The organism is Phytoactinopolyspora limicola (assembly GCF_011320225.1).
Taxonomy (GTDB): Bacteria; Actinomycetota; Actinomycetes; order Jiangellales; family Jiangellaceae; genus Phytoactinopolyspora; species Phytoactinopolyspora limicola.
Genome location: NZ_JAAOEN010000001.1, coordinates 770087 through 795141, shown reverse-complemented (window position 1 = coordinate 795141; position 25055 = coordinate 770087). Strand labels below are relative to the sequence as shown.

At 67.1% G+C, this 25055-nt stretch carries 28 protein-coding genes; 10 read left to right on the top strand and 18 right to left on the bottom strand.

The window, feature by feature from the left end; genetic code table 11:
- Nucleotides 1–63 precede the first annotated feature (63 nt).
- Nucleotides 64–981 (bottom strand): Rossmann-like and DUF2520 domain-containing protein, encoded by a 918-nt coding sequence (locus G8760_RS03875; RefSeq protein WP_166346794.1) that lies wholly within the window; start codon nucleotides 979–981, stop codon nucleotides 64–66.
- Nucleotides 982–1071: 90 nt separating this feature from the next.
- Complete coding sequence (locus G8760_RS03870; RefSeq protein ID WP_207781991.1) at nucleotides 1072–2133, bottom strand: LacI family DNA-binding transcriptional regulator; 1062 nt, start codon at nucleotides 2131–2133, stop codon at nucleotides 1072–1074.
- 205 nt (nucleotides 2134–2338) lie between these two features.
- Between G8760_RS03870 and G8760_RS03865 the strand changes: the two genes are divergently transcribed.
- Nucleotides 2339–3553 (top strand): MFS transporter, encoded by a 1215-nt coding sequence (locus tag G8760_RS03865; protein WP_166346788.1) that lies wholly within the window; start codon nucleotides 2339–2341, stop codon nucleotides 3551–3553.
- A 59-nt stretch (nucleotides 3554–3612) separates the two neighbouring features.
- Here the strand turns inward: G8760_RS03865 and G8760_RS03860 are convergent, their stop codons facing one another.
- From G8760_RS03860 to G8760_RS03815, 10 genes are all read right to left on the bottom strand, one after another.
- Nucleotides 3613–4041, bottom strand: coding sequence for a hypothetical protein (locus G8760_RS03860; RefSeq protein ID WP_246222421.1), 429 nt, complete (start codon nucleotides 4039–4041; stop codon nucleotides 3613–3615).
- Nucleotides 4034–4402, bottom strand: coding sequence for a hypothetical protein (locus tag G8760_RS03855; RefSeq protein ID WP_166346785.1), 369 nt, complete (start codon nucleotides 4400–4402; stop codon nucleotides 4034–4036). The genes G8760_RS03860 and G8760_RS03855 overlap by 8 nt, the downstream gene beginning before the upstream one ends.
- The gene (locus tag G8760_RS03850; protein WP_207781990.1) at nucleotides 4403–4540 is read right to left on the bottom strand and encodes a hypothetical protein; all 138 of its coding nucleotides are present in this window, start codon (nucleotides 4538–4540) and stop codon (nucleotides 4403–4405) included.
- Nucleotides 4541–4620: 80 nt separating this feature from the next.
- Complete coding sequence (gene panD / locus G8760_RS03845) at nucleotides 4621–5040, bottom strand: aspartate 1-decarboxylase (RefSeq protein WP_166346782.1); 420 nt, start codon at nucleotides 5038–5040, stop codon at nucleotides 4621–4623.
- A 47-nt stretch (nucleotides 5041–5087) separates the two neighbouring features.
- The gene (locus tag G8760_RS03840) at nucleotides 5088–6500 is read right to left on the bottom strand and encodes a PH domain-containing protein (RefSeq protein WP_166346779.1); all 1413 of its coding nucleotides are present in this window, start codon (nucleotides 6498–6500) and stop codon (nucleotides 5088–5090) included.
- Nucleotides 6497–6985 carry a PH domain-containing protein gene (locus tag G8760_RS03835; RefSeq protein ID WP_207781989.1) on the bottom strand — a complete coding sequence of 163 codons (489 nt, stop codon included), beginning with the start codon at nucleotides 6983–6985 and terminating at the stop codon, nucleotides 6497–6499. Before G8760_RS03835 ends, G8760_RS03840 begins: the two co-directional genes overlap by 4 nt.
- Before the next feature lie 35 nt (nucleotides 6986–7020).
- On the bottom strand, nucleotides 7021–7590 hold the full coding sequence (locus G8760_RS03830) for a DUF1684 domain-containing protein (protein WP_281355128.1): 570 nt from the start codon (nucleotides 7588–7590) through the stop codon (nucleotides 7021–7023).
- A gap of 77 nt (nucleotides 7591–7667) precedes the next feature.
- The gene (locus tag G8760_RS03825) at nucleotides 7668–8666 is read right to left on the bottom strand and encodes an ABC transporter substrate-binding protein (RefSeq protein ID WP_166346776.1); all 999 of its coding nucleotides are present in this window, start codon (nucleotides 8664–8666) and stop codon (nucleotides 7668–7670) included.
- A gap of 204 nt (nucleotides 8667–8870) precedes the next feature.
- A complete protein-coding gene (locus G8760_RS03820) occupies nucleotides 8871–9569 on the bottom strand; it encodes an ABC transporter permease (RefSeq protein ID WP_207781987.1) in 699 nt (232 codons plus the stop codon).
- Nucleotides 9566–10225, bottom strand: a complete 660-nt coding sequence (locus G8760_RS03815; RefSeq protein WP_166348063.1) for an ABC transporter permease subunit — start codon at nucleotides 10223–10225, stop codon at nucleotides 9566–9568. Before G8760_RS03815 ends, G8760_RS03820 begins: the two co-directional genes overlap by 4 nt.
- 72 nt (nucleotides 10226–10297) lie before the next feature.
- On the opposite strand from G8760_RS03815, the gene G8760_RS03810 reads away from it, so the two are divergent.
- Nucleotides 10298–11452 (top strand): ABC transporter ATP-binding protein, encoded by a 1155-nt coding sequence (locus G8760_RS03810; RefSeq protein WP_166346773.1) that lies wholly within the window; start codon nucleotides 10298–10300, stop codon nucleotides 11450–11452.
- Between the two features lie 235 nt (nucleotides 11453–11687).
- Here G8760_RS03810 and G8760_RS03805 read toward each other — a convergent pair whose 3' ends face one another.
- Nucleotides 11688–12272: a hypothetical protein gene (locus G8760_RS03805; protein WP_166346770.1), complete on the bottom strand. Its 585-nt coding sequence runs from the start codon at nucleotides 12270–12272 to the stop codon at nucleotides 11688–11690.
- Between the two features lie 223 nt (nucleotides 12273–12495).
- Here G8760_RS03805 and G8760_RS03800 point away from each other — a divergent pair, with 223 nt between their 5' ends.
- The 3 genes from G8760_RS03800 (at nucleotide 12496) to G8760_RS03790 (ending at nucleotide 16171) form a co-directional block, all read left to right on the top strand.
- Nucleotides 12496–14025 carry a UDP-N-acetylglucosamine 1-carboxyvinyltransferase gene (locus tag G8760_RS03800; RefSeq protein ID WP_166346767.1) on the top strand — a complete coding sequence of 510 codons (1530 nt, stop codon included), beginning with the start codon at nucleotides 12496–12498 and terminating at the stop codon, nucleotides 14023–14025.
- 149 nt (nucleotides 14026–14174) lie between these two features.
- On the top strand, nucleotides 14175–15677 hold the full coding sequence (locus G8760_RS03795) for a DNA-3-methyladenine glycosylase 2 family protein (protein WP_166346764.1): 1503 nt from the start codon (nucleotides 14175–14177) through the stop codon (nucleotides 15675–15677).
- Complete coding sequence (locus tag G8760_RS03790) at nucleotides 15677–16171, top strand: methylated-DNA--[protein]-cysteine S-methyltransferase (RefSeq protein WP_166346761.1); 495 nt, start codon at nucleotides 15677–15679, stop codon at nucleotides 16169–16171. The genes G8760_RS03795 and G8760_RS03790 overlap by 1 nt, the downstream gene beginning before the upstream one ends.
- Before the next feature lie 52 nt (nucleotides 16172–16223).
- Here the strand turns inward: G8760_RS03790 and G8760_RS03785 are convergent, their stop codons facing one another.
- The 3 genes from G8760_RS03785 to G8760_RS03775 all read right to left on the bottom strand — a co-directional run bounded on the left by G8760_RS03785 (nucleotide 16224) and on the right by G8760_RS03775 (nucleotide 18455).
- On the bottom strand, nucleotides 16224–16538 hold the full coding sequence (locus G8760_RS03785) for a hypothetical protein (RefSeq protein WP_166346758.1): 315 nt from the start codon (nucleotides 16536–16538) through the stop codon (nucleotides 16224–16226).
- A gap of 87 nt (nucleotides 16539–16625) precedes the next feature.
- The gene (locus G8760_RS03780; RefSeq protein WP_166346755.1) at nucleotides 16626–17669 is read right to left on the bottom strand and encodes a GNAT family N-acetyltransferase; all 1044 of its coding nucleotides are present in this window, start codon (nucleotides 17667–17669) and stop codon (nucleotides 16626–16628) included.
- A 93-nt stretch (nucleotides 17670–17762) separates the two neighbouring features.
- Nucleotides 17763–18455, bottom strand: coding sequence for an EcsC family protein (locus tag G8760_RS03775; protein WP_166346752.1), 693 nt, complete (start codon nucleotides 18453–18455; stop codon nucleotides 17763–17765).
- Nucleotides 18456–18601: 146 nt separating this feature from the next.
- On the opposite strand from G8760_RS03775, the gene aat reads away from it, so the two are divergent.
- Entirely contained in the window at nucleotides 18602–19309 is a 708-nt protein-coding gene (gene aat, locus G8760_RS03770; protein ID WP_166346749.1) for a leucyl/phenylalanyl-tRNA--protein transferase, read from the top strand.
- An 83-nt stretch (nucleotides 19310–19392) separates the two neighbouring features.
- Nucleotides 19393–20256 carry an Fpg/Nei family DNA glycosylase gene (locus tag G8760_RS03765; RefSeq protein WP_166346746.1) on the top strand — a complete coding sequence of 288 codons (864 nt, stop codon included), beginning with the start codon at nucleotides 19393–19395 and terminating at the stop codon, nucleotides 20254–20256.
- Between the two features lie 213 nt (nucleotides 20257–20469).
- Here G8760_RS03765 and G8760_RS03760 read toward each other — a convergent pair whose 3' ends face one another.
- Nucleotides 20470–20886 (bottom strand): pilus assembly protein CpaE, encoded by a 417-nt coding sequence (locus tag G8760_RS03760; RefSeq protein WP_166346743.1) that lies wholly within the window; start codon nucleotides 20884–20886, stop codon nucleotides 20470–20472.
- Complete coding sequence (locus G8760_RS03755) at nucleotides 20883–21554, bottom strand: helix-turn-helix transcriptional regulator (RefSeq protein ID WP_166348057.1); 672 nt, start codon at nucleotides 21552–21554, stop codon at nucleotides 20883–20885. The genes G8760_RS03760 and G8760_RS03755 overlap by 4 nt, the downstream gene beginning before the upstream one ends.
- A gap of 145 nt (nucleotides 21555–21699) precedes the next feature.
- Between G8760_RS03755 and G8760_RS03750 the strand changes: the two genes are divergently transcribed.
- The 3 genes from G8760_RS03750 to G8760_RS03740 all read left to right on the top strand — a co-directional run bounded on the left by G8760_RS03750 (nucleotide 21700) and on the right by G8760_RS03740 (nucleotide 25012).
- Nucleotides 21700–22683 (top strand): ATP-binding cassette domain-containing protein, encoded by a 984-nt coding sequence (locus G8760_RS03750; protein WP_166348054.1) that lies wholly within the window; start codon nucleotides 21700–21702, stop codon nucleotides 22681–22683.
- A complete protein-coding gene (locus G8760_RS03745) occupies nucleotides 22680–23531 on the top strand; it encodes an ABC transporter permease (RefSeq protein WP_166346740.1) in 852 nt (283 codons plus the stop codon). The genes G8760_RS03750 and G8760_RS03745 overlap by 4 nt, the downstream gene beginning before the upstream one ends.
- A 287-nt stretch (nucleotides 23532–23818) precedes the next feature.
- Nucleotides 23819–25012, top strand: a complete 1194-nt coding sequence (locus G8760_RS03740) for an ATP-binding protein (RefSeq protein WP_166346737.1) — start codon at nucleotides 23819–23821, stop codon at nucleotides 25010–25012.
- Nucleotides 25013–25055: the final 43 nt, after the last annotated feature.

Sequence of the window (25055 nt, the reverse complement as noted above, 5' to 3'; positions counted from 1 at the left end):
TCGCTCGTCACCGGGCTGGGTTGGCGCCAGCCCCACCCACCCGCTCGGTGATCGTCGCAGCGGTCAGGCCGGAGGGCGTGACGCCAGGATCTCCAGGAGCGACTCGGCATCGGTTGCTTGCAGCCGGCCCGCCGCGAGCGCACGCGCCGCGGTTCGCCGGGCCAAGGCCGTGTAGGCGCCCGCCGCTTCCGGCAGCGCGCGCTCCAGCTCCTGTAGATGGCCGGCGACCGTACCGGCATCACCCCTGGACACCGGGCCGGTCAGAGCCTCGTCTCCCTGTCGCAGCGTGTTGTCGAGCGCTGCGGACAGCAGCGGCGCGAGCGATCGGTCCGGCTGCTCGACGCCGGCCGCCCGCAACAGATCCATCGCGTCGTTGACCAGGGTGATCAGATGGTTGGCGCCGTGCGTCAACGCCGCGTGATAAAGCGTGCGCTGATCTTCGGCCACCCGCACCGGTTCCGAACCCATCTCGATGACCAGAGCCTCGGCGACCGGCCACAGCTGCTCCGGCGCGGTGACACCGAACGTGGCACCTTCGAGGCGCTGGAGATCAACCGACGTGCCGGTGAACGTCATGGCCGGGTGCAGCGCCAACGGCAACGCGCCGGATCGCGTCGCCGGGTCGAGTACCGCGACGCCGAACCGGCCGCTCGTGTGCACGACGAACTGCCCGGGACGGACCGCATCCGTGGTAGCCAGTCCCTCGACCAGGCCGGGAAGTACATCGTCCGGGACGGTGAGCAGGACGAGATCGGCCCGGTCCAATACACCGTCAACATCCATCATCGAAACTCCGGGCAGCAGCTCGCTGGCCCGGCTGCGACTGGTGACCGACACACCGTACGCCGCGACGACATGGTGCCCAGCGCGTTTGAGCGCGGCGCCGAGAACCGCGCCAACCCGTCCGGTTCCGACCACTCCGACGTTGAGCCGCGCCGGAGGCGCCTCGTCCACCTCACTCACGGCGCCTAGCGTACCCATTGCCCCTCACCGGGATCCGGCGGCAGCGGACCTGGCCGCGATGCCAGCTACCTCCTGCACTCGCCCGCCTGACCGGCGGACGGTGGAGGGTCAATGCGCCGGTGGCGGCGCCGACGTCGTACCGATCCGCATCTGAATCGGCAGCTGGAGGTTGGCGGGTCGGTGGCCGGCCAAGAACTCGGCCACCATCCGGCCAGCGGCACGTCCCTTGTCGACGACCGGCTGCTCGACGGTGGTGAGCACGCGGTTGTCTAGCCATCCGGTGTCGATTCCGTCGAAGCCGGTGACGCTGAGATCGTCCGGAACCCGCAAGCCTCGGCTCTCCGCCGCGCGGATCACCCCGGCCGCCAGGAGATCACTCTGTGCGACGATGCCAGTTGGGCGGCGTTGCCCGGCATCGAGCAAGGTGGCCGCCGCCTTCTCGCCCTCTTCCATGATGTTCGCCGCGGCTTCCACCGCCGGCGCGTCGGCGAACACATCACGGACCGCCTGCAATCGTAGGCGCGCGTCCGAGTAGGCGACGGTGCGGCGCCGGGCCTCGTCCACCGGACCGCGGCGTCCGTCGAGGCGCAGCGGCAAGGTGACGGTGGCGACCCGCCGGTGGCCCAGGTCGGCGAGATGACGAGCCATTCCGAGGGTCCCACCGTAGTCATCGATGGCGAGCACCGCGACATCGTCACGGTGCGGGCCGTCGACGGCTACGACGGGCACCTCGCGGCCGATGAAGTGGTCGAGCAGGGGGTCGTCGTCTCCACCACACGTGGCGAAGATGACCGCGTCCATCGGCATCCGGGATACCTGTTCCGGCGTCGGCCCAGCGCGGTCGGCATCACCCGAGATCAGCAGCAGACCAGTACCCAGCGCGGTCAGCTCCTCGGCCACGCCGTCGAGCAGAGCGACGGCCACCGGGTCACGGAACGCGTACAGGAGCCGCTCACCGATGATGGCACCGACGATGCCACACTGACCGCGCCGCAACGACCGCGCCATAGGATCCGGCCCGGCGTAGGCGAGCTCACGGGCCGCCTGGAAGACCCGCTCCCGCGTCGCCTCCGCGACCGGTCCGGCGCCGCTGAAGGCCAGCGACGCGGTCGACGGAGAAACCCCAGCCCGGGCGGCTACGGCGGCTAGAGTGGCTCGCTGCGCGCTCACCGTCGACCTCCTCCCGGCGTCGCCATCCCGCCATGGTGCCACTTGCGGCATCCCGCTATGGCATGGCAGCATATCGAATCGATTCGATCGAATCGATTCGATCGACAGTTCCTCCCGCCACCCGCCCAGCAACCCACCCCGCAATCCACCTCGCAATCCGCCCGCAACAGCCAGGAATCTGGCACCGGTCCCAGGAAGCGCCCCGATGTCTCATCCTGTCGCCCAGCCGCCGGCCGAGCGCCGCGTACTCAATGCCCGCAATGCCGTCTACGTCGTCTTCGCGGCCAACGGATTCGGCTACGCCTCGTGGATGGCTCGGATCCCCGGGGTACGGGACACACTCGACCTCAGCCCCAGCGATCTCGGCCGGCTCCTGCTCGCTATCGCGGTTGGCGCCGTCGTCGCATTACCCACGGCCGGCTTCGTGGTCGGCCGGATCGGCGCGGCCCGTACGGTGGCCATCGGCTCGGTGCTCGCCGGCGGCGGCCTGATCATCGCCGGCCTCGGCACCGACCCGCTCACCAGCATCGTTGCCGTCGCCATCGGGCTGGCCGCCCTCGGCTACGGCAGCGGGTCGTGGGATGTGGCGATGAACGTGGAGGGTGCGTCGGTCGAGCGGCTGGTCGATCGCAACATCATGCCCCGGTTCCATGCCGCGTTCAGCCTCGGCACCGTGATCGGCGCCGGCATCGGAGCCGGCATGACCTGGCTGCGGGTGCCCGTCCCGGCACACCTCACCGTCGTCGGATGTCTGGTGATCACCGCCGTCATGGTCAGCGTCCGACACTTCCTCCCCCATCGGGTGGAGACCGGCGACGCTCGTACCTCACGGGCGGCCGTTCTGCGCGCCTGGCGAGAACCCCGCACCCTGCTCGTCGGCGTCATGGTGCTGTCTTTCGCCTTGATCGAAGGCATCGCCAACGACTGGCTGGCCGTTGGCCTGGTGGACGGCTACGACGTCCCCAACGCCGTGGGATCGGCCGGCTTCGCCCTCTTCGTCACCGCCATGACCTGCGGGCGACTCGCCGGACCAGTGCTGCTGCGCCTCTACGGGCGGCTGCGGGTAGTACGGGTCAGCGGCGCTCTCGCGGTTCTTGGTGCGAGTATGGTCGCGCTGGGCCCGTCGCTGCCGTTCGCCGCGGTCGGCATCCTCATCTGGGGCATCGGAGCTGCCCTCGGCTTCCCCATCGGCATGAGCGCGGCCGCCGACGATCCTCGTCGCGCCGCCGCCCGGGTCAGCGTCGTATCATCCGTCGGCTACACGGCCTTCCTCGCCGGACCACCCCTACTCGGCTGGATCGGCGACCACCAGGGTGTGGTCCGGGCGCTACTCGTGGCGGCCGTCGCTGGCGCGCTCGGTGCGGTAGTGGCCGCCGCCGCTCGCGAACAGAAAGCCGACGAGTCAGTAGGGGCACGCTGAGCCGGACGGTGCTCGTCCCCGACCGCCCGCGGCACAACACCGAGACTTCACGGCGTGGCTCAGCGACGCCGACTTCTCAACCAGAACAGCCCGAGGAACGGCAGGACCAACGGGATGAAGAGGTATCCCTGCCCATAGTTCGACCACACCGTGTCGGCCGGAAAATCAACCACCCCGGACACGGTGATGGTACCCACCACCAGCACGCCCACAAGTTCCACCGTGACCGCCACGAACGCCACGAGGTGGGGGGTGGCCCCGGCGCGAGCCAACGCCACCGTCGCGATCACGTACACCACAGCCGCGAAAGCGGACAGAACGTACGCCACTGGGGCGACGTCGAACTTCGTCGCGATCTGATACACCGCACGCGACGTCGCAGCCACCGCGAACAGTGCATACACGGCGACGAGCAACCGCCCGGCACCCGTCACCGGCCGGCGCACCGGATCGGCGGCGCCGCCAGTGGCCCACACCGACTCACCCAAGTGGCGCCGCCTCCCAGATGTCGCGCAACCGCACCATCAGCGCGGCCACGACGAGGGCCACGAAGACCAGCACCGCCGTCCCCCAACGCGAATTCTCCGCCAACGCCCAGAACAGGCCGATCGGCAACAGCAGCAGGTTGAAGACCAGGTAGCTGATGAACAGCGCCGTCTCGGCCGGGCCGTCGCCAGCGGCCATCATGACGATCGCCACCACCGCCTGGATCAGCAACAGCAGCTCCACCACGCCCGCGCCGATGACGAACCACTCCCGCGGGTTCTTGTTGCGCACGATGGCGACAAGACCCCACGCAGCAAGCGCCAGGGCGGTCGCCACCACCGGATACAAGAGGATGTCGACCATCTACGGCAACCTCGCGAGTTCGGCGGTTAAGTCGTCGAGACCCACCGCTCCCATGGACAACGCCGCCATGTGCCAGGCTTTGAGCTCGAAGTCCGCGCCGTGGGCCTGCCACGGCACGGAGACGTTGATATGCACCATGCCATCCTCCCCGACGACCGGTGTTAGGCCGATCGCGGGTGCCGACCGCGCCAGTCACTCCGGGACCGGCCCACCTCACCTCACGATCGCGTCACGGCGCCGCTCAACTGCCCCGCGGCCCCCGGAACCGGCTCAGCGGCGTCGGAGCCGAGCGCGGCGATCTGGTTGAACTCATCGACGTGTACAACGCGCGGGTTCATCGTCCGCGCCTCGGCGTCGTCGAACAGCCCATACCCGATGAGGATGACGAGGTCCCCGGGTTGCACCAGACGTGCAGCAGCACCGTTGATCCCGATGACACCGGAGCCACGTTCACCGGGGATCACATACGTGGTCAGCCTCGCACCGTTGGTGATATCGACGATATCGACCTGCTCACCGGAGATCAGATCCGCGGCGTCGAGCAATTCCTCGTCCACCGTCACCGATCCGACATAGTGCAGGTCCGCCTGGGTCACGGTAGCCCGGTGGATCTTGCCTTTCATCATGGTGCGGAACACGTCGTTTCCTTTCGGCCTGAGTGGCTGAACCGACGAGGCCCAGCCCCTCACTCGTTCGATGCGCTCGGTGGAGCGTCACCGTCGTGGTCACCTTCAACAACGTCCTGCAGATGCGCAGCCATCCATTGTTCCGGCACATCGGTCTTGCGGGCCAGCCGGGCCCGCTCCGCCTGCTCCTCCGCGAACCGGCGGGCATCGTCCGGGCGCCGGTGCCGGATGATCGCGTTGACCGGCCCAGGAGTGGTGTCCACATGGATGGTGGCCAGGTTCAGCGCCCGCTGGAGGGGCCCCTGCGTCACCCGCACACTCTGCGTCTTCGCATGTGGAACAACCGTCAGCCGACGGGTGAATCGGCCGTCGCGAACAACGACGACACGGTCGTCGGTTCCGTAGGCGAGCCGGCGCCACTGGATCGGCCGAAACCACCGAGCCGTCTTCGGCGCCGAGTGCAGCACCACCGCCACGGGGTCGGCCTGGACCACCTGGCGGGTGATGGTCATGGCATCCTCACGCGGCGCCACCGGAAGTAGCGTGGACGTCCGGTTGGTGGCATCACTCGAGGTGTTGCTCGCGTAGCCGGCGACATCGACGTGCACCTCAGCCCAGCCGCGGAGCCGCCAAAGCAGCGGCTCGCGGATCAGCACCCCCTGCACCCGGCCGGGTGGCACCGTTTGATGCTGGGTGTCGAGTAGTCCCTTGCGGATGCGGAAACCGTCGGGTGACTCCGCCAGGACGAAACCGAAGTTGCGGCCCAGCTGAGTCCACACCACGTAGCCGGCCGCCAGGAGCCCCGGCAACATGGAGGTCAGGATGCCGATGCGGGCGGGACCGGGCACCACCACCATCGCCCCCGCCACGAGCAGCAGGAGTAGCACCCCGAAGACGAACCCGCCGGACAGCACCGTGGACCACGCCAGCCGGTCAAGGTTGACCTGATGGACAACTCGCTCGGGCGCCTCCGGCGTGTCCGCGTCGATGCCGGCTGCCCGAGCCAGCAACTCGGCGCGCAATCGCACGGCGTCGTCACCGGACAGGTATCGCAGCGGCGCCTCGGACTTCCCACCGCCGGCCACTTCCATCCGAAGCTCCGACACGCCGAGCAGCCGCCCGACGAGCGGACGATTGACGTCCACCGCCTGCAGCCGGTCCATGCGGACCCGACGAGAGCGGCGCATCAACACCCCGGAGTCGATCCGGAGGGCGTCACCATCGAACCCATACCGGGTGAACCACCACGACACCGCACCGGCGATGGTGGCTAGAACCGCGAAGCCTAGCCCCAACCCCAGGTACAGCCCGACCGGACCAGGATCACGCAGCGCGTTCTGGCCCATGATGACGATCACACCGGCCAGATACGCCCAGCCGCGAAGCAGCGGCGTCAGCGGATGTAACCGCTTGAAATGCTCGGGTGTGGAGGTTCGCCGCTCCGCCGTCTCGTCGTTCACCGTCTGACTCACAGACCTGCCGCCTTGGCCTCCCCCAGCGCCGAGAGCCGGTCCCGCAGCCGGGCCGCCTCGTCCGCGGGGAGTCCGGGTATCCGAGCGTCCGTGGCCGGCGAGGCTGTGTGCAGTTGGACGGTGGCCAGTCCGAACTTGCGATCCAACGGCCCGGAGTTGACGTCGACGAACTGCATCCGCCCATAGGGGACCACGGTCAGCTTGCGAAACATCACCCCGTGGGTGACGAGAAGATCGTCCTGCCGCTCCGAGTACCCCCATGATCGCCAGATACGCGGGATGAGCCAACCGGCCCACGCCACCGACGTCACAAGGACACCCAACGCGATAACCAGCGCCCAGCCACCCATGACGAACCACAAGCCGATGGCGAGGGCGGGCACGACGAGCACCAGTGTGCTGGCCAGCACGATGAACCGGACGGTGACGAGTTTGCGTGACACCGGCTGCCAACTCTCTCCCGGTGGCACGAACAGCTGCTCCACGAGCGCGAGGCTACCGCGTCCGCGCCGCCGATTGCTCAACCCGGGCCGGCGTTCCCCGCTGCCAGATTGGTTACCCCGGAGGATGACCAGCCTGGCGCGAGCTCGCCCGCACCGATGGCGACCTGCACGGTGTTGCCTGGCGGCGCCAGTGGACACGCCCACGCGGCGTCATAGGCACACGACGGGTTGTACGCGAAGTTGAGATCGATAACCAGCCCATCGTCCGGATGGCCACCCAGATCAGCACCCTTCACGGTGTCGAGGAGGTATCGGCCACCGCCATACGTGGAGGAGCCCGCTGAGGCGTCTTTGATCGGGACGAACACACCTCCGCCATAGGACTCCAGCCACCACACGTCCAACCGGCCCACCGGCAGGTGAACCCGCCCGACCAGGGAGAACGGAACCAAGCCATCAGTACCAGTGGGCACCTCGAACCGTTGTGGTTCCACATCGGTGTCGACCGGAGCCTCGAATCTCATGTCCGGGCGGTATGGCTCGTAATGGAGGCCACCGAAGGAGGCCCGCTGTTCCGCGGGGACCGGGGAGGCGGGGTGCCGGCGGAACAGCTCGTCCCGCCGGCGTCGCCACGTGTCATGCCCCACAGCCGGCTCTGCGGCAGCCCGGACCTCGGCATACAGCGCCGCTACCTGGCGCCGCCAGTCGAGTACGTCGAGGGGGTTCAGAGTAGACCCTTCTCCTCGAGGTAGTCCCTCGCGACGTCTTCGGCCAGCAGCCGCTCAGCATCCACTCGGGCATTGAGCAGGGCCAGATCTTCCGTCGTGAGCACCCCGGCAAGCTGATTGAGGGTGTCGACGACGGTCTGGTCGGCCGCCGTTGCCTCGTTCACCACCGGTACGAGGTTGTCCGCCAACTGGAGGTTCTGATCGTCATCGAGCAGCACGAGACCTAGACCTTCGAGAGTGCCGTCGGTGGTTCCGACGAGGCCAAGCTCGGCCGTGCCATCGGCGACCGCCTGTTTGGTCTGCGGACTGCCGAAGCCAAGGGGCAGCAGCTCACTGAACTCCAACCCGTAGACATTTTCCAGTCCCGGCTGGCAGAACGGCCGGTCGGGGCATTCCTCGGTGGTAGCGAAGGATAGTGGCTGGCCCACGTCGGCGAGGTCGGACAGACTCTGCACCCCGTGCTCGGACGCGAACTCGGCCGACACCGCGAAGCCGTTCTGGCTGGCGGCCTCGGCGGCCTCGAGGACCGCCAAGCCGCGGGACTCGGCCAGCGGACGCATCGCCTCCACCGTCTCGGCCGCATCGGTGGTGGCGATCGGCTCGTCTTCGGCGGCCTGCGCACCGTTCTCCTGCACATTGAGGTACTCGGCGAAGGTGGCGGCATACTCGGGGACGATGTCGATCTCGCCGCCGATCAGCGCCTCGGCGTAGATCTCCCGGTTGTCCGCCTGCTGAATGTTGACGTCGTAGCCCGCGTCCTCCAGCAGCGCCCGGTAGATCTCCTGCATGATGGCCATCTCGGTGAAGGTGGCTCCGCCAACGGTTAAGGAACCTGGCGAGCCGCCGGTGTCCCCGGTGTCGTCATCACCGGGCGCGGCAGTTGGGTCTGCCCCCGGCGTCTCGTCGGTGTCGCCATCGTCACCGCCACAGGCGGTGAGCAACAACGCGGCCATCGCGCCAGCGGCAAGCACGGTGGTAGTGCGTCGCAGTTTCATGGTGGTTGTACCAACCTCTCGTCTAGTGTTCGCCTTCTGTGTCCCGTGACGACCTCAACCGTCACGCGTGTCCGGCGGCCACTGCGGCACAGCGCCCGCACACGTACAGTCAACTACTCGGCACCGACAGGGTCATCCCGTTTCCGGCCGGCTCTTGCGGGATTTCCGCTCTCGCCTACCACAACGACGACCAGCAGGTCAGGCTCAAACCGCCGCGGAGCGTGCCGTTAATGGGCGACGACGAATCCGGCGCAGCGGGTCGACTCGCCGCTGCAACCACTCCATCAACGCCTCCACCAGCAGGGCGAGTGCCGCGACCAGGATGGCTCCGGCGATCATCTGCGGCCGATCGCCCCGGCCGAAACCTGCGGTGATGATCCGGCCCAGGCCGCCGCCGGCCACCAGGGCGGCCACTGTGGCGGTGGCCACGATCTGCACAGCCGCCAGCCGCACGCCGTTGACGATCAACGGCACCGCAAGGGGCAGCTCGACCTTACGCATCACCTGCATCGCGTCCATGCCCATACCTCGGGCCGCGTCCACGGCGTCGCGGTCGACCTCACGCACGCCGACATACGTATTCGTCAGCACCGGCGGCAGCCCGAACACGACCAGAGCGATGATCACCGTCCAGTCCGACAACCCCAAAGGTGTCATGAAGAGCAACACCAGCACCGCGAAGGTCGGCACGGCCCGGCCGACGTTGCTGATGTTGATCGCCAACGTTCCACCGCGGCCGATATGGCCCAGCCAAAGCCCGACGGGGATGGCGATCACACAGACGATCAGCAGGGAAATGCTGGTCAGCCACATGTGCTCAACGAACCGGGTGGGTACGCCGTCCGGCCCGCTCCAGTGCGCGGAATCACCCAACCACCGCAGTGCGTCGAGAAAATCGTTCACGCTCGTGCCACCCCCCGCCGCCAAGGAGTGGCCAACCGCAGCGCGGCCACCAGAATCAAGTCGGCCAGCAGTGCGAGCACTACTACCAGGACCGACGCGGTCAACACCTCCGGGCGGAAGTTGCTGCGCAGGCCGCGCAAGATCAGATCACCGAGGCCGCCATGCCCGACGATGACCCCAAGGGTGGTCATCGCGATGGTCGACACCGTCGCCACCCGGAGCGCGGCGACGATGGTAGGCAACGCCAGCGGCAACTCAACGCGGAGCAACATCCTGACCGGCCCGTACCCCATCCCGACAGCGGCTTCCCGGACGTCCGGTGGTACTCCGTCGAGCCCGGTCATGATGCCACGCACCAGGATGACCAGCGAATACAACACCAATCCCACGATCACCGTGGTAGCCGTGAGACCGGTCACCGACAGCAGCAGCCCGAACATGGCCAGCGATGGCACGGTGTACAGCACCGTCGACGTACCGAGGATCAGCGCTGCGAACCGCCGGTATCGCCTGGCCAACAGGGCCAGCACGAACGAGAGGGCGAGACCAACAACCACCGCCACGACGGTGATCCACACATGCTGCTGCAAGGCGTCAGTGATCTCTCCCGACCGGGTCTGGACATACTCGGGACAGACCCAGTCGTTGCGCACCATGCAGTTGTCGGGGATGGTTACCGTATGAACGGCCCTGGACGACACCACGCTGACGACGGTACCGAACAACCGATGATCCGTCTCGACGGCGTCTCTAAACGCTACCCCGACGGCACCGTCGCGGTTCACGAGCTGACCCTTGACGTGCAGCGCGGCGAACTCGTTGTCCTCGTCGGACCGTCCGGATGCGGGAAGACCACCACCATGAAGATGGTCAACCGGCTCGTCGAACCCAGCGGCGGACGGATCTTCGTCGACGGCACCGACGTCACCCACGCCGACCACGTGCGGCTACGGCGCGGCATCGGCTACGTCATCCAGAACGTCGGACTCTTCCCCCACCGCTCCATCGCCGAGAACGTCGCCGTCGTACCGGAGCTGAGCGGCTGGCCGAAGGCCCGTCGCAGGGAACGGGCTCGTGAACTTCTAGCACTGGTCGGGCTAGACCCCGACACCTACGCTCGCAGGTATCCACATGAGCTGTCCGGCGGCCAACGGCAACGCGTGGGGGTGGCCCGGGCGCTGGCTGCCGACCCGCCCGTACTACTCATGGACGAGCCGTTCAGCGCGGTGGATCCGGTGGTGCGGTCCCAGCTCCAGGATGAGTTCCTCCGGCTACAGGAAGACGTCCGCAAAACGATTCTGTTCGTCACACACGACATCGAGGAGGCGGTCCGGCTCGGCGACCGCATCGCGGTCTTCGCCCAGGGCGGGCGGCTCGAGCAGTTCGATACCCCGGCGGCTGTCCTGGGCTCGCCGGCGACGCCGTTCGTCTCCGACTTCGTCGGATTCGACCGCGGCCTGAAACGGCTGTCGGTGACGCCCGTGACCAGAGCCGATCTTGAATATCCGCCGCTTGTCAAGGTCAGCGATTCGTTGCGGTCCGCAGCCACAGCGATGAACACCTCCAGGTGGGCCGTGGTGCAAGACGAGTCCGGGGGCCTGGCCGGCTGGATCGGACGAGAGATGTGTGATGCCGACGGCGTGGTGGGTGATCAGGCGCGGCGTATGGAAGCCTGGGTGGCCCTCGACGACAGCCTCAAGGTGGCTTTCGCGGAGATGTTGCAGTGGAACGCAGGATGGATCGCCGTGCTCGATCATGACGATCGCTATCTCGGCGTGCTCACGCCGTCCACGCTCCACGCGGCGCTGCGCCGATCGGTGGAGGCCGAGAGCCGGTCCATCCCACCGAGCGAGGTAGACCTGGTCACGGTCAGCGACGCCTGACCGCGCGCCCCGCCGCCCGCAGAGGTGGTCGAGTACCCGCGGCCACAAGGAGGCTTACTGCAGCACCGGCCTCGGCATAAGGAAGCTTGCTGTTGCCAGGGCAGCAACAAGGAAGCTTACTGCAGCACCGGCGTCGCCACGAGGAAGCTTGCTGTCGCCAGGGCAGCAACAAGGAGCCTTACTGCAGCGCGTGAAACCTCCGCGCCGGACCTAAGCCGTCGCTCTGAGCGGCTGCCTAAGCAGTGCGCTCCTCGGGTTCGTCGAGTGCCGCGGTCGATTCGGCCGTGGCCTCCGGCAGCAACGTACGGTTCTTCTCGTCCCACGCCACGAGATCGACGACGGTCGGCGCGTCAGACAGGTCTGGCCAGAGGTCGTTCCACTCCGCACCCTCGGCTAGCTGGGCGAGCTCGGTACTGGGCGTCGAGGCCCCAGGCCGCGTGCTGCGCGAGTAGGCGATCTCCACCTCCAGCCGGTTGAGCTGGCCACGCATCGAATCGATGCGCTCACCTGCGACATCGAGGAGTCCTACCATGTGGTTGGTGAACTCGCGGTGCTCGTCGGCGTAACGCCCGTGCTCGTCGGCATACTCCGCCGCCTGGTCCGCGCGGACCGTCGCGATCTCGACGCGTAGTCGCCGATCGAGGCGGAACGCCAACGTCCCCAAAATGATCGACGCCGCCACACCGATGGAAGCCGCGAGCAGCGGCCAGTCTCCGCCGAGTAGGAACGCCACCAGCGCGCCCACGACGGTCAGCACTGGCGTAAGCACAGCCAGGGCACGGACGGCGGTCAGGCGACGGCGGTGACGGACGGAGGCCATGCGGCACACGGTACCCGCATATCCCACCCGAACCGGGCGCCACACGCCGACAAATCAGCCGAGATCGACTCTCATCAAGATCATCAGCATGGAGATTCTTGCACACAACTCCCCACTGTGCCGTCGGAACACGGCCTTCGCCGTGGACTCAGAGCCTGCGTACCACGACTCGCCAGTGATCAATGTGTAGTGGTAACTCATATATGAGATAGGGTCTCGGCTCGTGGCAGACGACTACCGCGGTCGCATCGGCTCGTTGATCCGCGACTCCCGGCTCCATCGGGGCTGGACCCAGCACCAGCTGGCGGAGCAACTCGGAACGAGCCAGAGCGCCGTCAACCGTATAGAACGTGGACACCAGAACCTCAGCCTTGAGATGATCGCCCGCATCGGCGAGGCGCTGGACAGCGAGCTGGTCTCGCTCGGCCAGCCCGGGCCCACCCATCTCAGAGTCACCGGTGGGCGCCAGCTCACCGGCAATATCGAGGTCAAAACCAGCAAGAACGCCAGCGTGGCGCTGCTCTGCGCCAGCCTCCTCAACAAAGGCCGCACGGTGCTGCGCGGCATCGCTCGCATCGAAGAGGTCAACCGGATCATCGAAGTCATGGAGAGCATCGGGATCAAGACCCGGTGGCTCGACGATCGACGCGACCTGGAGATCATCCCTCCGGATCGGCTCGACCTGGACAGCATGGATGTCGCTGCGGCCCGCCGTACTCGCAGCATCATCATGTTCCTCGGGCCACTACTGCACCGCGAAGCCGAGTTTCGGCTTCCGTACGCCGGTGGATGCAGCCTGGGCACCCGGACGGTGCACCCACACATGGCGGCGCTGCGCCGGTTCGGGCTCGAACTCAAAGCCACCGGCGGCTTCTACCACGCCCACGTCGACCGTTCGGTCCGGCCGGACCGACCCATCGTCCTAATCGAGCGCGGCGATACCGTCACCGAGAACGCGCTCATGGCAGCGGCCCGCAACAAGGGTGAGACGGTCATCCGCAACGCCAGCTCCAACTACATGGTCCAAGATCTCTGCTACTTCCTGACCAGGCTTGGCGTCGAGATCGACGGCATTGGCACCACCACGCTGACCGTCCGCGGCGTCGAGGACATCGACTGCGATGTCGATTACGCGCCGTCCGAAGACCCCATCGAGGCGATGAGCCTCCTGTCGGCGGCGATCGTGACGTCGTCTGAGATCACCGTGGCGAGGGCTCCGGTCGAGTTTCTCGAGATCGAGCTTGCGCTGCTGGAAGAGATGGGCCTTGATCTCGATCTGAGTTCGGAGTACCGGGCCGGCAACGGCGAGACCCGGCTCGTGGACATCACCGTCCGCCCGTCGGTGCTCAAAGCACCATTGGACAAGATCCATCCGATGCCGTTCCCGGGGTTGAACATCGACAACCTCCCGTTCTTCGCCCTGATCGCGGCGAGTGCGTCCGGCTCCACGTTGATCCACGACTGGGTGTACGAGAATCGAGCCATCTACCTGACCGAACTCACCAGACTCGGCGGAAACGTCACCCTGCTCGATCCACACCGCGTACTGGTCGAGGGCCCCACCCACTGGTCGGGGACGGAGATCATCTGCCCGCCAGCGCTGCGCCCGGCCGTGGTGGTACTGCTGGCCATGCTGGCGGCGAAGGGCACGTCCGTGCTGCGCAACGTCTACGTGATCAACCGCGGCTACGAGGACCTCGCAGCCCGCCTGTCCTTGTTGGGCGCCACCATCGAGACCTTCCGCGATCTCTGACGCCGTCCCCCCACGACCCCCGTGATCAAGTCGGGGATCCGGTCGCCTTGGTGACCGGATCCCCGACACGATCCACCGGATGGAGCCACCACACGACCGTGTCTGATATCCGCTAGTATCCGACGCCTCACCGCGCGCACACTGGACACATGCTCGACGACGACGTTTACTACCGCGCGGTGCAAGGACGTGATGCCAGGTTCGACGGCATCTTCTACCTTGGGGTCACCTCCACCGGCATCTACTGCCGGCCCAGCTGCCCCGCCATGACACCCAAGCGGGCAAACGTACGTTTCTATCGCTCGGCGGCCGAAGCCCAATCGGCCGGGTTCCGCGCCTGCCGGCGCTGCCGGCCCGACACCACCCCAGGCTCTCCGGAGTGGAACGTCCGCGCCGACGTCACTGCACGCGCCATGCGGATGATCGCCGATGGTGTCGTGGACCGTGATGGCGTTGCCGGACTCGCCACCGTACTGGGGTACAGCCAACGCCAACTCCACCGCACCCTCACCGAAGAGGTCGGCGCCGGGCCTTTGAGGCTGGCCCGCTCACAACGGGCACACAGCGCACGGACACTGCTGGAGACGACTGACCTGGCGGTCACCGAGATCGCCTTCGCGGCCGGATTCGCCAGTATCCGCCAGTTCAACGACACCATACGCGAGATCTACGCACTCACCCCCACCCAGCTGCGCGAGCGGGCTTCCCGACGGCGTGAGCGCGCGACCCGAACCCGTGAAGGTGGCAGCGGAGCCACCGGAACCATCGAACTCCGGCTCGCGTTCCGCGAACCAGCCGACACCAACGGTGTCCTCGACTTCCTGGCTATGCGTGCCGTTCCCGGCGTCGAGGAGGTATCCGGCCGCACCTACCGGCGTAGCCTGGTGCTTCCACACGGCGCCGGAATCGTCGAGCTGACTCCTCAGCCACGGTGGGTGCACGCGGTGTTGCACCTCGCCGATCCCCGAGACCTCACCGCCGCCGTCGCACGCTGCCGGCGGATCTTCGATCTCGACGCCGACCCGCGCACCGTCGACGAGACCCTCTCGGCCGACGCCGCCCTACGGCCCCTCGTCGAGCAGGTACCAGGCCGGCGCACCCCGGGCGCCGCTGACGGTGCTGAACTCGCCGCCCGCGCCATCATCGGCCAGCAGGTCTCGGTAGCTGCCGCACGGACCGTCGCCGGGCGGCTGGTCACGGCCTACGGCAAACCCCTCGACGCGCCGGTGGGCCAGGTCACGCACACCTTCCCCGCCCCGTCCGAGCTGGCCGCCGCCGATCCGTCGACCTTCCCGATGCCCCGCCGCCGCCAGCACACCCTGCACGAGCTGAGCAGCCGACTGGCCGACGGCCGTGTCCGGCTCGACCCCGGCGTCGACCGCACCGAAGCCGAAGAACAGCTCCTCGCCATCCCTGGCATCGGCCCGTGGACCGCCAGCTACGTGCGCCTGCGGGCGCTCAGTGACCCTGACGTCTTCCTTCCCTCCGACCTCGGCGTGCAACATGGCCTGCGCCGCCTCGGTCTGCCCGCCGACGAACGCGCCGCCGCCCGGCTTGCCGAGCGTTGGCGCCCCTGGCGTTCCTACGCCCTCATGCACATTTGGGCCGCCGCGGCCCATCTACCCGATTCTGACAACTCAGGAGAACGATGATGTCCCGCACCTTCTGGACCGAACTCGACAGCCCCGTCGGCCCACTGCTTCTCACCGCCGACGACGCCGGCCTCACCGGCCTGTACATGGAGGAGCGCCGGCACGGCCCGCACGACATCGGGCCAGGCTGGATCCGGTCCGACGAGCCGTTCGGCGCCGCTGAGGAACAACTCGAGCACTACTTCGCCGGCCAGCTCAGGGAGTTCGACCTCCCCCTCAACCCGACGGGGACCCCGTTCCAGCAACGGGTGTGGGCGGCCCTGACGAGCATCCCTTACGGCGAAGTCCGAAGCTACCGCGAGATCGCCGAACAGATCGGCCATCCCACCGCGTACCGGGCAGTGGGTCTGGCCAACGGACGCAACCCGATCTCCATCGTGGTCCCGTGCCACCGGGTGATCGGCGCGTCAGGGGCGCTGACCGGCTACGGCGGCGGTATCGAGCGCAAGCGGATGCTGCTGGAGCTGGAGACACCGGCCGTGCCGGTCAGCTGATGACGAGTAAGCGCGACGCCCTGGTCACTGATGTTGAGGGCGCAACACACACTCACCAGGACCAGCCACGTTCCCGCAACTCGGCTTCCAGGATCAGCCGGCGTACCGGGCCCTCGGTGTCCGGGACCGCAAGCCCGGACATCTCGGCGGCGTCACACAACAGGTGGTCGTAGGCGGCCGTCGCGGCGATCAAGTGATGGCCCCGGGCCCAGCCCCGCATGTCGTGTTCCAGCGTGCGGATCTCGGCGGCGACGATGGCCAGCCGATACTGAACCGCCAGCGTCTCGAAGGGGTCCGGACCGGGCTCAGGTTGACCTGCGGGCCACCACACCCGCAGCGCCCGCATCAGGTCCGAGATCGTCCTCATCGGCAACTCCCCACCCACCAGAATAGTCAACGCAGACCACTCGTGGCAGGGGTCAGTCCACCCGGAAATCAGGCCGACATCGGCCCGTCACACGTCTTTGGCGTACAACACACTGCCGCGGTCCGGCACGTAGCCGAGCCGGGTATACAACCCCAAGGCCCCGGTGGGGTTCTCCGTATCGACGTCGAGACCGGCGTACTCGATACCCGAAGCGGCATAGGCCCGCATCGACGCACGCAGCAGGGCGGCGGCTATACCGCGGCCGCGGTACTCACGCCGCACACCCAGTAGGTCGGTCCAACCTTCGGTAAAACCCTGCGGCTTCCAGTCTTGTTCATAGGCGCCAGCGATGGTGTAGCCGACCACGTGGTTGGTGGTGGTGTCGACGGCTATGAAGCTCCAGTCGGCGCGGAAGCCGGCGCTCTCGATCACCGTCAGCGCCCAGGCCTGGGCGTCGATGGGGTTGGAGCCCCAGTGGTCAACGGCGAACGACTCGTTGTGCGTGATCCGGACCTCGTCGTCACGCTCCGCGCTGTAAGGCTCGATGCGGATCTCCGGTGCCAGCTGGACGTCCGGGAGTTCCGTCGACAGCGAACGACGCATACAGACGTACCAGCGGACAGCGGTGAACCCGGCCTGCTCAGCCACCACACGTGCGCCCGCCTGGTGTTCGTCGGCGAAGATACGGATTCGGGCCGGCAAAGTGGAGTCGGTCGCGGCCAGTTGTTGCCGGGCGCGGGCGATGGCCCACGTGGCCAGCGCCCGCCCAATACCGCGTCGGCGGATATCGGGGTGGACGGCGCCGAAGAGGGTGGGAGTCAGCGTGCCCTCGGTGACCGGGTTCAACTCTGCCCGGGCGTAGGCGCGCAGCTCCCCGTTCGCGGCGAAGCCGCCGACGGTGTCCCGGGTGGCGTCTCGCCAATCACCCTTGAACAACTCAGCGAATTCTTCCGCCGACGATCGCTCGATGGCGTCGTCGTGATCTTCGACAATGACCGCCAACGCGTGCCAGGCCGGCACATCGTCGGGTGCCAGCGGACGCCAGGTGAGGCCGGCGTCGGTGGGAAGCTCAGGTAGTTCGCTCGGCGCTCCGGCACGGACCGCCATCGGCAGCAACGAAGACTCGTTCACAAAACCACGATAGGGACCCGCCTCGCCCACGCCAACCGATTAACCACCCCGCGAGCGGCGCTGCGCGAGCGTACCGGCAACGGCCACCTGACCTCAGGCGCGCTCGACCATGACGTGGGTAGGAAACTGGCTGCGGGCATAACGCGCCACGGACCATGTCGACACCGCGTCGACCCCCGCGCTGACCGCCCCACCCAGCAGCGGCACCCGCTTGGCGAGCATAAGAGTGGCGTGTTTGCCGCCGATCCGGGCGGCGAGCTCCTGCGCAACGCGGGCCGCGACCCGTTCTACCGTGGCGGGTTCGATGTCGGCCCGCCCGACCGCTACCTCGTGGGGCGACGACGGCAGGTGTTTCTCTCGGATGATGGGCTCGGCGCCGTCTTTGCCGAGCAACGTCATCAGCGCCGCGGTGCGCACCCTGGGGTCGGCGATGTCGTATCCGCGCAGATGGGCGATGGCTGCCGCCATCCGCAGGTGGAGGACGGCGACACCGGCGATGTTGGCCGGGATCGCCACCGGCATGGTGACGACGCCGCCGACGTTGGTCACGAATCCCTGCACACCCGCCAGCCGCACATGCTGCTCGATGACGTCGCGGATAGCTCGGTCGACGTCGCGCCGGCGTTCGAGATACTTGCGTGCTACCTCGCGAGCACCGGGGAAACCGGTGAAGCCATCGATAGCCTTGTCAACAAAGTGCTGCGCACCACGGGCCGCCACGGCTGGTGCGGTGCGCCGCGCCGCTTGGTTGCCGGCCCACATGGCCATGCTCGCCCGAAGACCCATGCCTCCACCATAACGCGTGAACCCGCACCGTCACGGCGGGCGATCAGCACAGCGCCGGACCGCCCTCCCCGTCTCAACACCTACGGTGGACGAGGAAATACTCTGGGTGGTGGCCAGCGCACGGTACGAGCACAGCGGAGGACACAGTGCCCGTCGATCCGCCACCGACCCGATGGGACCTTCCCATCGCGCAGCCTGGCAACGACGACCTGATCGCCATCGGTGCGGACCTCGAGCCCGGCACCCTCCTGGCCGCATATCGCTCCGGCCTGTTCCCGATGCCGGTCGACCGCCTCTTCGGCCGGGCGTCGGAGCTGGCCTGGTGGTCGCCTGACCCGCGTGGTGTGCTGCCTCTGGGCGGAATTCGGATACCGCGATCCCTGAGGCAAGCGTGCCGGCGGTTCGAGATCCGGATCGATACCGCGTTCGACGAGGTCATCACCGCCTGTGCGGATCCGGACCGGCCCGGCGCCTGGATCACCGGCCAGGTGCAGGCCGCGTACCGCCGCCTGCACCGGCTCGGCTGGGCGCATTCGGTGGAGGCTTGGACACCGGAAGGTGATCTCGCCGGTGGACTCTACGGCGTGGCTATCGGCGGGTTGTTCGCAGGCGAGTCGATGTTCCATGCCCGACAGCGGTGGGGCCGGGACGCATCCAAGGTGGCGTTGGTCGCTCTGGTGGAGATGTTGCGCGCCGACGGCGCGAGTGGACGGCTGCTTGACGTGCAGTGGGGCACACCCCATCTGACCAGCCTGGGTGTCGTTGAGATTTCGCGGCAGGAGTACCTCAGCCGGTTGCGCACTGCACTGCGGCTAGAACTCCCGCCCGCTCTCAGCACCCGTCCCGTCCCATGATCATGAACACTTTGCCGTGCTATGGCACGGCAAAGTGTTCATGATCATGGGACTCGGGTTGGTGGGTGCGGCAAGATAGCGGTATGCCCGAGTTACCGGAGGTCGAAGCGCTCGGTGCCTTCCTGCGCGAACACGCCGTCGGCAAGGCCGTGAAACGGATCGACGTCGCCACCATCAACGTCCTCAAGACGTTCGACCCGCCTCTGACGGCACTGGGCGGGCTGACCGTCACCGGGGTCAGCCGGCATGGCAAGTTCCTCGACATCAACTGCGACGGCGTGCACCTCGTCATCCATCTTGCTCGCGCCGGCTGGCTGCGCTGGAGCGACTCGCTGTCCCCACGCCCACCGAAGCCGGGTAAAGGACCGCTCGCGCTACGGGTACACCTCGTCGACGGCTCGGGCTTCGACCTCACCGAGGCCGGCACCCGTAAGAAGCTGGCGGTTTATGTCGTACGAGACGCCTCTGACGTTCCTGGAGTCGCCCGGCTCGGGATAGATCCGTTGGGGCCGGAGTTCACCGTCGAGCACCTGCACGGACTTCTGCGGGCGGCCGGGCGAGCACAGATCAAGGGAGTCCTGCGCAACCAATCGGTGATCGCCGGCATCGGCAACGCCTATTCCGACGAGGTCCTCCACGCCGCTCGGCTCTCTCCGTTCCATCCGGCATCGACACTGTCCGACGACGAGGTCGCGGACCTTCATCGGGTCATCGTCGACGAGTTGACCAGCGCTCTCACGCGAGCAGCCGGGCTGGCGGCCCGCGACCTCAAAGACTCGAAGCGGTCATCCATGCGGGTACATGGGCGGACTGGCCAGCCCTGCCCGGTGTGCCAAGACACCGTTCGAGAGGTGTCGTTCTCGGACTCGAGCTTCCAGTACTGCCCCACCTGCCAGACCGGCGGGAAGGTGTTGGCGGACCGCCGGCTGTCGCGGTTGCTCAAATAGTTGGGTTCACCGGGGCGGGCACCGCGAGGCCGCGCGCCCGCATGAACCCGCCGGCTGGACGATCTGTTCACTCACCTGAAGCTGGTGTCCCCCGCCGGAGATCCGCGTCTGAAGTTGGTGTGAAGGTGGATGCATCGCAAGGCGCCGGAGGAGGTCGATGTGGTGCATCGATCGACGACGGCAACGCAGCGAGGCGCCGCCTGCGCGCCAAATTCAGACGCACGGATCTCCGGCGGGGGACACTAGGTGTAACAGCGCTCGCCCGTACGCCTCTTCGGCACGCTCAGCCGTATGTGACACCTCGCGGCCGTCGACGTCGAGAACGACGACGAACCGGCCGTCGACGCGGCTGAGACGTACGAACGTGGCGCCGAGCCGTTCCCGCAGCTGAGCTTCCGTCGGCAACCAGAGTGCGGCGTCCTTCTCGATGCTGTCGAGCGCCCACTCGACGGTGCCGTTGAATCCGATCACCCGCCCTGATGGGAATTCGTGGACATCCACCACCATGGTGCTCACCACGAACACCTCGTCGTCCATACCCCGATCGGGGAGGACGAAGTGGTCACCCGGCCGGGGATCCCAGCGCAGACCGCTGTCCCGGAGGCGGCGCGCCAACTCGACGGAGATCACCGTTCAATTGTGCCGTGCCCTGTCTCCATCCCGGCATCACGGACTTCTGTCGTCCCCACCGCTGAGTGTTCGGCCACCCACTCGGTCAACACCTCGACGCTGCGGACGCCCTCACCAGCCATCACGTACCGGCCATCCTCAAGACGCCGGATGAGGCCGCGGGTCCATTCGATACCACTCTCGGCGTTGTGGATCCACAGTTGCATGATCTCGCCGATGTGGGTCCATTCCTCTGGCGCCGGATCCGGTGTCCACTCTTTGACCACCTCGTCGCGCCAGCTCTCCAACGCCGCGATGCGCTCGTTGAGCAACGCGATGGCTTCGTCTCGCCGCAGATCCACGATGAATCCGACGCCGGAGGTCAAGACGTCGATCTTCTGGTCATATGTGCGCAGCGCGGCCCGGAGCAGGTCGAGGTAGGTCTGATGGCCTGCCGCTGTGAGCTCGTACTCCGTTCTCGGTGGTCCACCAGCCGTGCTGGGGGCGGTGTCGTGTTCGACAAGCAAGCCCTCCTTCGCCAGCTGTTTGAGCGCGTGATAGATCGAGCCCGGCTTGGCCGTAGACCATTGCTGCGCACCCCAGAACTCAAGGTCGTTGCGGACCTGATAACCGTGCGCCCGACCATGCTGGCGTACCGCGCCCAGCACCAGCAACCGGACGACCGGCACCCGAGTTTCCATGGAACACCCCTTTCGGAGTCCAGCGTATCGGCCCGGGCGGGGCTTCTCGCGGGAATATTAATCAAATTTGACTAGTTACACCGATCGGAGTACGTTTGGCCGGCTGGTCAAATTTGACTACTGGGAGGTTCGAGTGCGCAGCTCCGACGACGCTGACGCGATCACCATCGAAGGACTCGGCAAAACCTACGGAAAGAAGGAGGCACTGGCCGTAGTCGATCTCGCCATCCCCCGCGGCACCGTCCATGCCGTCCTCGGCCCCAACGGCGCAGGCAAGACAACTTTGGTCAGAATCCTGTCCACGTTGCTGCGCCCCACCCGGGGTCAGGCCCGAGTGGCCGGGTTCGACGTGGTCCGGCAGGCCGACGACGTCCGTTACCGGATTGGACTACTGGGACAACACGCGGCCGTGGACGAAGAGCTGAGCGGGCGGCAGAATCTTGACCTGTTCGGCCGCCTTTACCACCTGGGGGCACGCGGTGCCGCTCAGCGCGCCAATGAGCTTCTAGAACAGTTCGGGCTCGCCGACACCGGGACGAAGGCCATCAAGAAGTACAGCGGTGGGATGCGTCGACGGCTCGACCTTGCCGCCAGCCTCATCATGGCACCAGAAATCCTCTTCCTCGACGAACCCACGACCGGGCTCGACCCGCGCGGCCGAACCGACGTGTGGGACTCGGTTCGATCGCTTATCGGAGGAGGCACGACGGTCCTACTCACCACGCAGTACCTAGAAGAAGCGGATCAACTCGCCGACCGCGTATCGGTCGTCGACCATGGTCGGATCATCGCCGATGGCACGGTGGACGAACTCAAGTCCTCGCTGGGCGGAGACCGGGTGGACGTCACGGTGCACGAGGCCGGGCAGCTCGATACCACCGCCGACGTCGTCGCCCGAGCGGCGGCCGGTCCAGTGACCACCGATCCCGACCGGAGGATGGCCAGCGCACCCGTCCAGGACCGGATGGCCGCATTGTCAAAGATCATCCGCGAGCTGAACGATGCCGGCATACAGGCGGAAGACATCGCCCTGCGGCGACCTACCCTCGACGAGGTCTTCCTGCATCTCACCGGTTCCGAGCACCACGAGAACAACGAGCGGGAGGTCACCGCATGAGTAACACCACGGTTCTCACCAGCCCGGCAGTCCCTCATCCAGCTCCGCACACCGCCCGCTCCCGGACCACCCGCCTCGTCACCGATTCGGTAACCATGACCCGTCGCGGGCTGCTCTATTGGAGCCGCAACCCTGGGCCACTGGTGGTCGCGCTGCTGTTCCCGGTCATGATGCTGGTGATGTTCGCCTACTTCCTGGGTGGCGGCATGGCCGTTGCCGGAGGCGGCGACTACATCGAGTTCCTGGTTCCCGGCATGTTGGCCTTGACCATGGCGTTCGGCCTGGAGAACACGATGATCGCGGTGACCCAGGACGTCAACCGAGGTGTCCTGGATCGGTTTCGCTCGATGCCGATCGCACCGTCGGCCATACTGGTCGGCCGCAGTGTCATCGACATGCTCCACTCCGTCGTCGGACTACTGATCATGATCGGCGCCGGACTGTTGATCGGTTGGCGATGGCACGGCCCGCTGGCTGCGGCGCTGGCCGCGGTAGGCCTTCTTCTCCTCCTGCGCTTCGCCATGTTGTGGGTCGGCATCTACCTCGGGCTCGTCGTCGGCAAACCCGAGATGGTCCAGGCGGTCCAGATCCTGGTCTGGCCAGTCGCCTTCCTGTCCAGCGTCTTCGTCTCACCGACGACGATGCCCGCGTGGATGGGCACCATCGCCGAATGGAATCCGATGTCGGCGACCGCCGGTGCCGTCCGCGAGTTGTTCGAGAACCCTAGTTGGGCAGCGAGTTCATGGGTCACCGACAACGCGGTAGGCGTAGCCGCGCTATGGCCGCTCGCCCTGCTGGTGATCTTCGTGCCGCTGGCCATCCGCAGGTTCTCCGCGTTGAGCCGCTGAGCGGCTGCTGGCCAGTGCCACTTCTCGTCGTCGCCCAGCGTCCTCGTGGACCCTGGGCAACGGCATATCACCCCTTCTAGCGCTCTCTTGTCATTTTCCTAGAAAGGGCTAGACAAGCCGAGAGGTGACGGCGACGGGCCGGTCCCCGCCCCGCTGCTCCCATGATCATGAACACTTTGCCGTGTCATGCCACGGCAAAGTGTTCATGATCATGGGAGCAGCGGGACACACTAGAACCCTCTACCGAAATCTACGGCTCAAGCTAGACGAGCCGATAGAGTCCGATCATGGATCCGGTACGGAATCCCTATGCTCCTGGCGCCGGCCAGCGGCCCCCAGAACTCGCCGGCCGCGACCGCGAGCTCGAGCAGTTCGATGTCGTGCTGGAGCGCATCGCCCGAGGACGCCCAGAACGTTCGCTGGTCCTGACCGGCCTGCGCGGTGTCGGCAAGACCGTATTGCTGAACGCGCTGCGATCACAAGCCATCCGGCGACTCTGGGGTACGGGCAAGATCGAGGCCCGGCCCGAGCAGTCCATCCGCCGCCCGCTCGCCAGCGCGCTACACATGGCTGTGCGTGAACTCACCCCCCGCCATCGCGATCCGGACCAGATCGATCAGTTCCTGGGCGTGCTCAAGGCGTTCGCGCTACGATCCGCCGGCGACGGTGCCAAGCTGCGCGATCGCTGGCATCCAGGGATCGACGTGCCGGCCGCCGCGGGCCGCGCCGACACGGGCGACATCGAGGTCGACCTCGTCGAGTTGCTGGTAGACGCCGCAGCCGTGGCCCGCGACGTCGGGGTCGGTGTCGCGATCTTCATCGACGAGATGCAGGACATTCCGCCGGCGGACGTGTCCGCGCTCTGCGCCGCCTGCCACGAGTTGTCCCAACAGGCTCTACCGCTGGTAGTCGTCGGCGCCGGCCTCCCCCACCTCCCCGCGGTACTGTCCGCCTCCAAGTCCTACTCCGAGCGGCTGTTCCGCTACATCCGCATCGACCGGCTCGACCGCCAGGCGGCAGACTTCGCGCTGGCCGCCCCGGCTGCCGACGAGGGCGTGGCCTACGACGCGGAGGCCCTCGACGCGCTCTACACCGCCACCGAGGGGTACCCGTACTTCGTCCAGGCGTATGGCAAGGTCACGTGGGATCACGCACCCGCAACACCGATCACCGAAGCCGACGTCATGGTCGCCGCGCCCGATGCGGAAGCAGAGCTGGCGGTCGGGTTCTTCGGTTCCCGCTACGAACGCGCTACTCCCGCCGAACGCGAGTACTTGCAGGCGATGGCATCCCTGTCGGAGCTGACCGACGGCACGGTCGCCACCGCCGACGTCGCCACCCACCTTGGCCGCAGGCCGTCGTCGTTATCACCGGCCAGGGACTCGCTGATCAAGAAAGGGCTGCTCTACTCAGCCGAGCGAGGCAGCATCGCGTTCACCGTGCCTCACTTCGGCATTTACCTCCGCAAACACGCCACCTGAGAGGCGGCGCCAATGCCTCATCCAGTGATCATGAACACTTTCC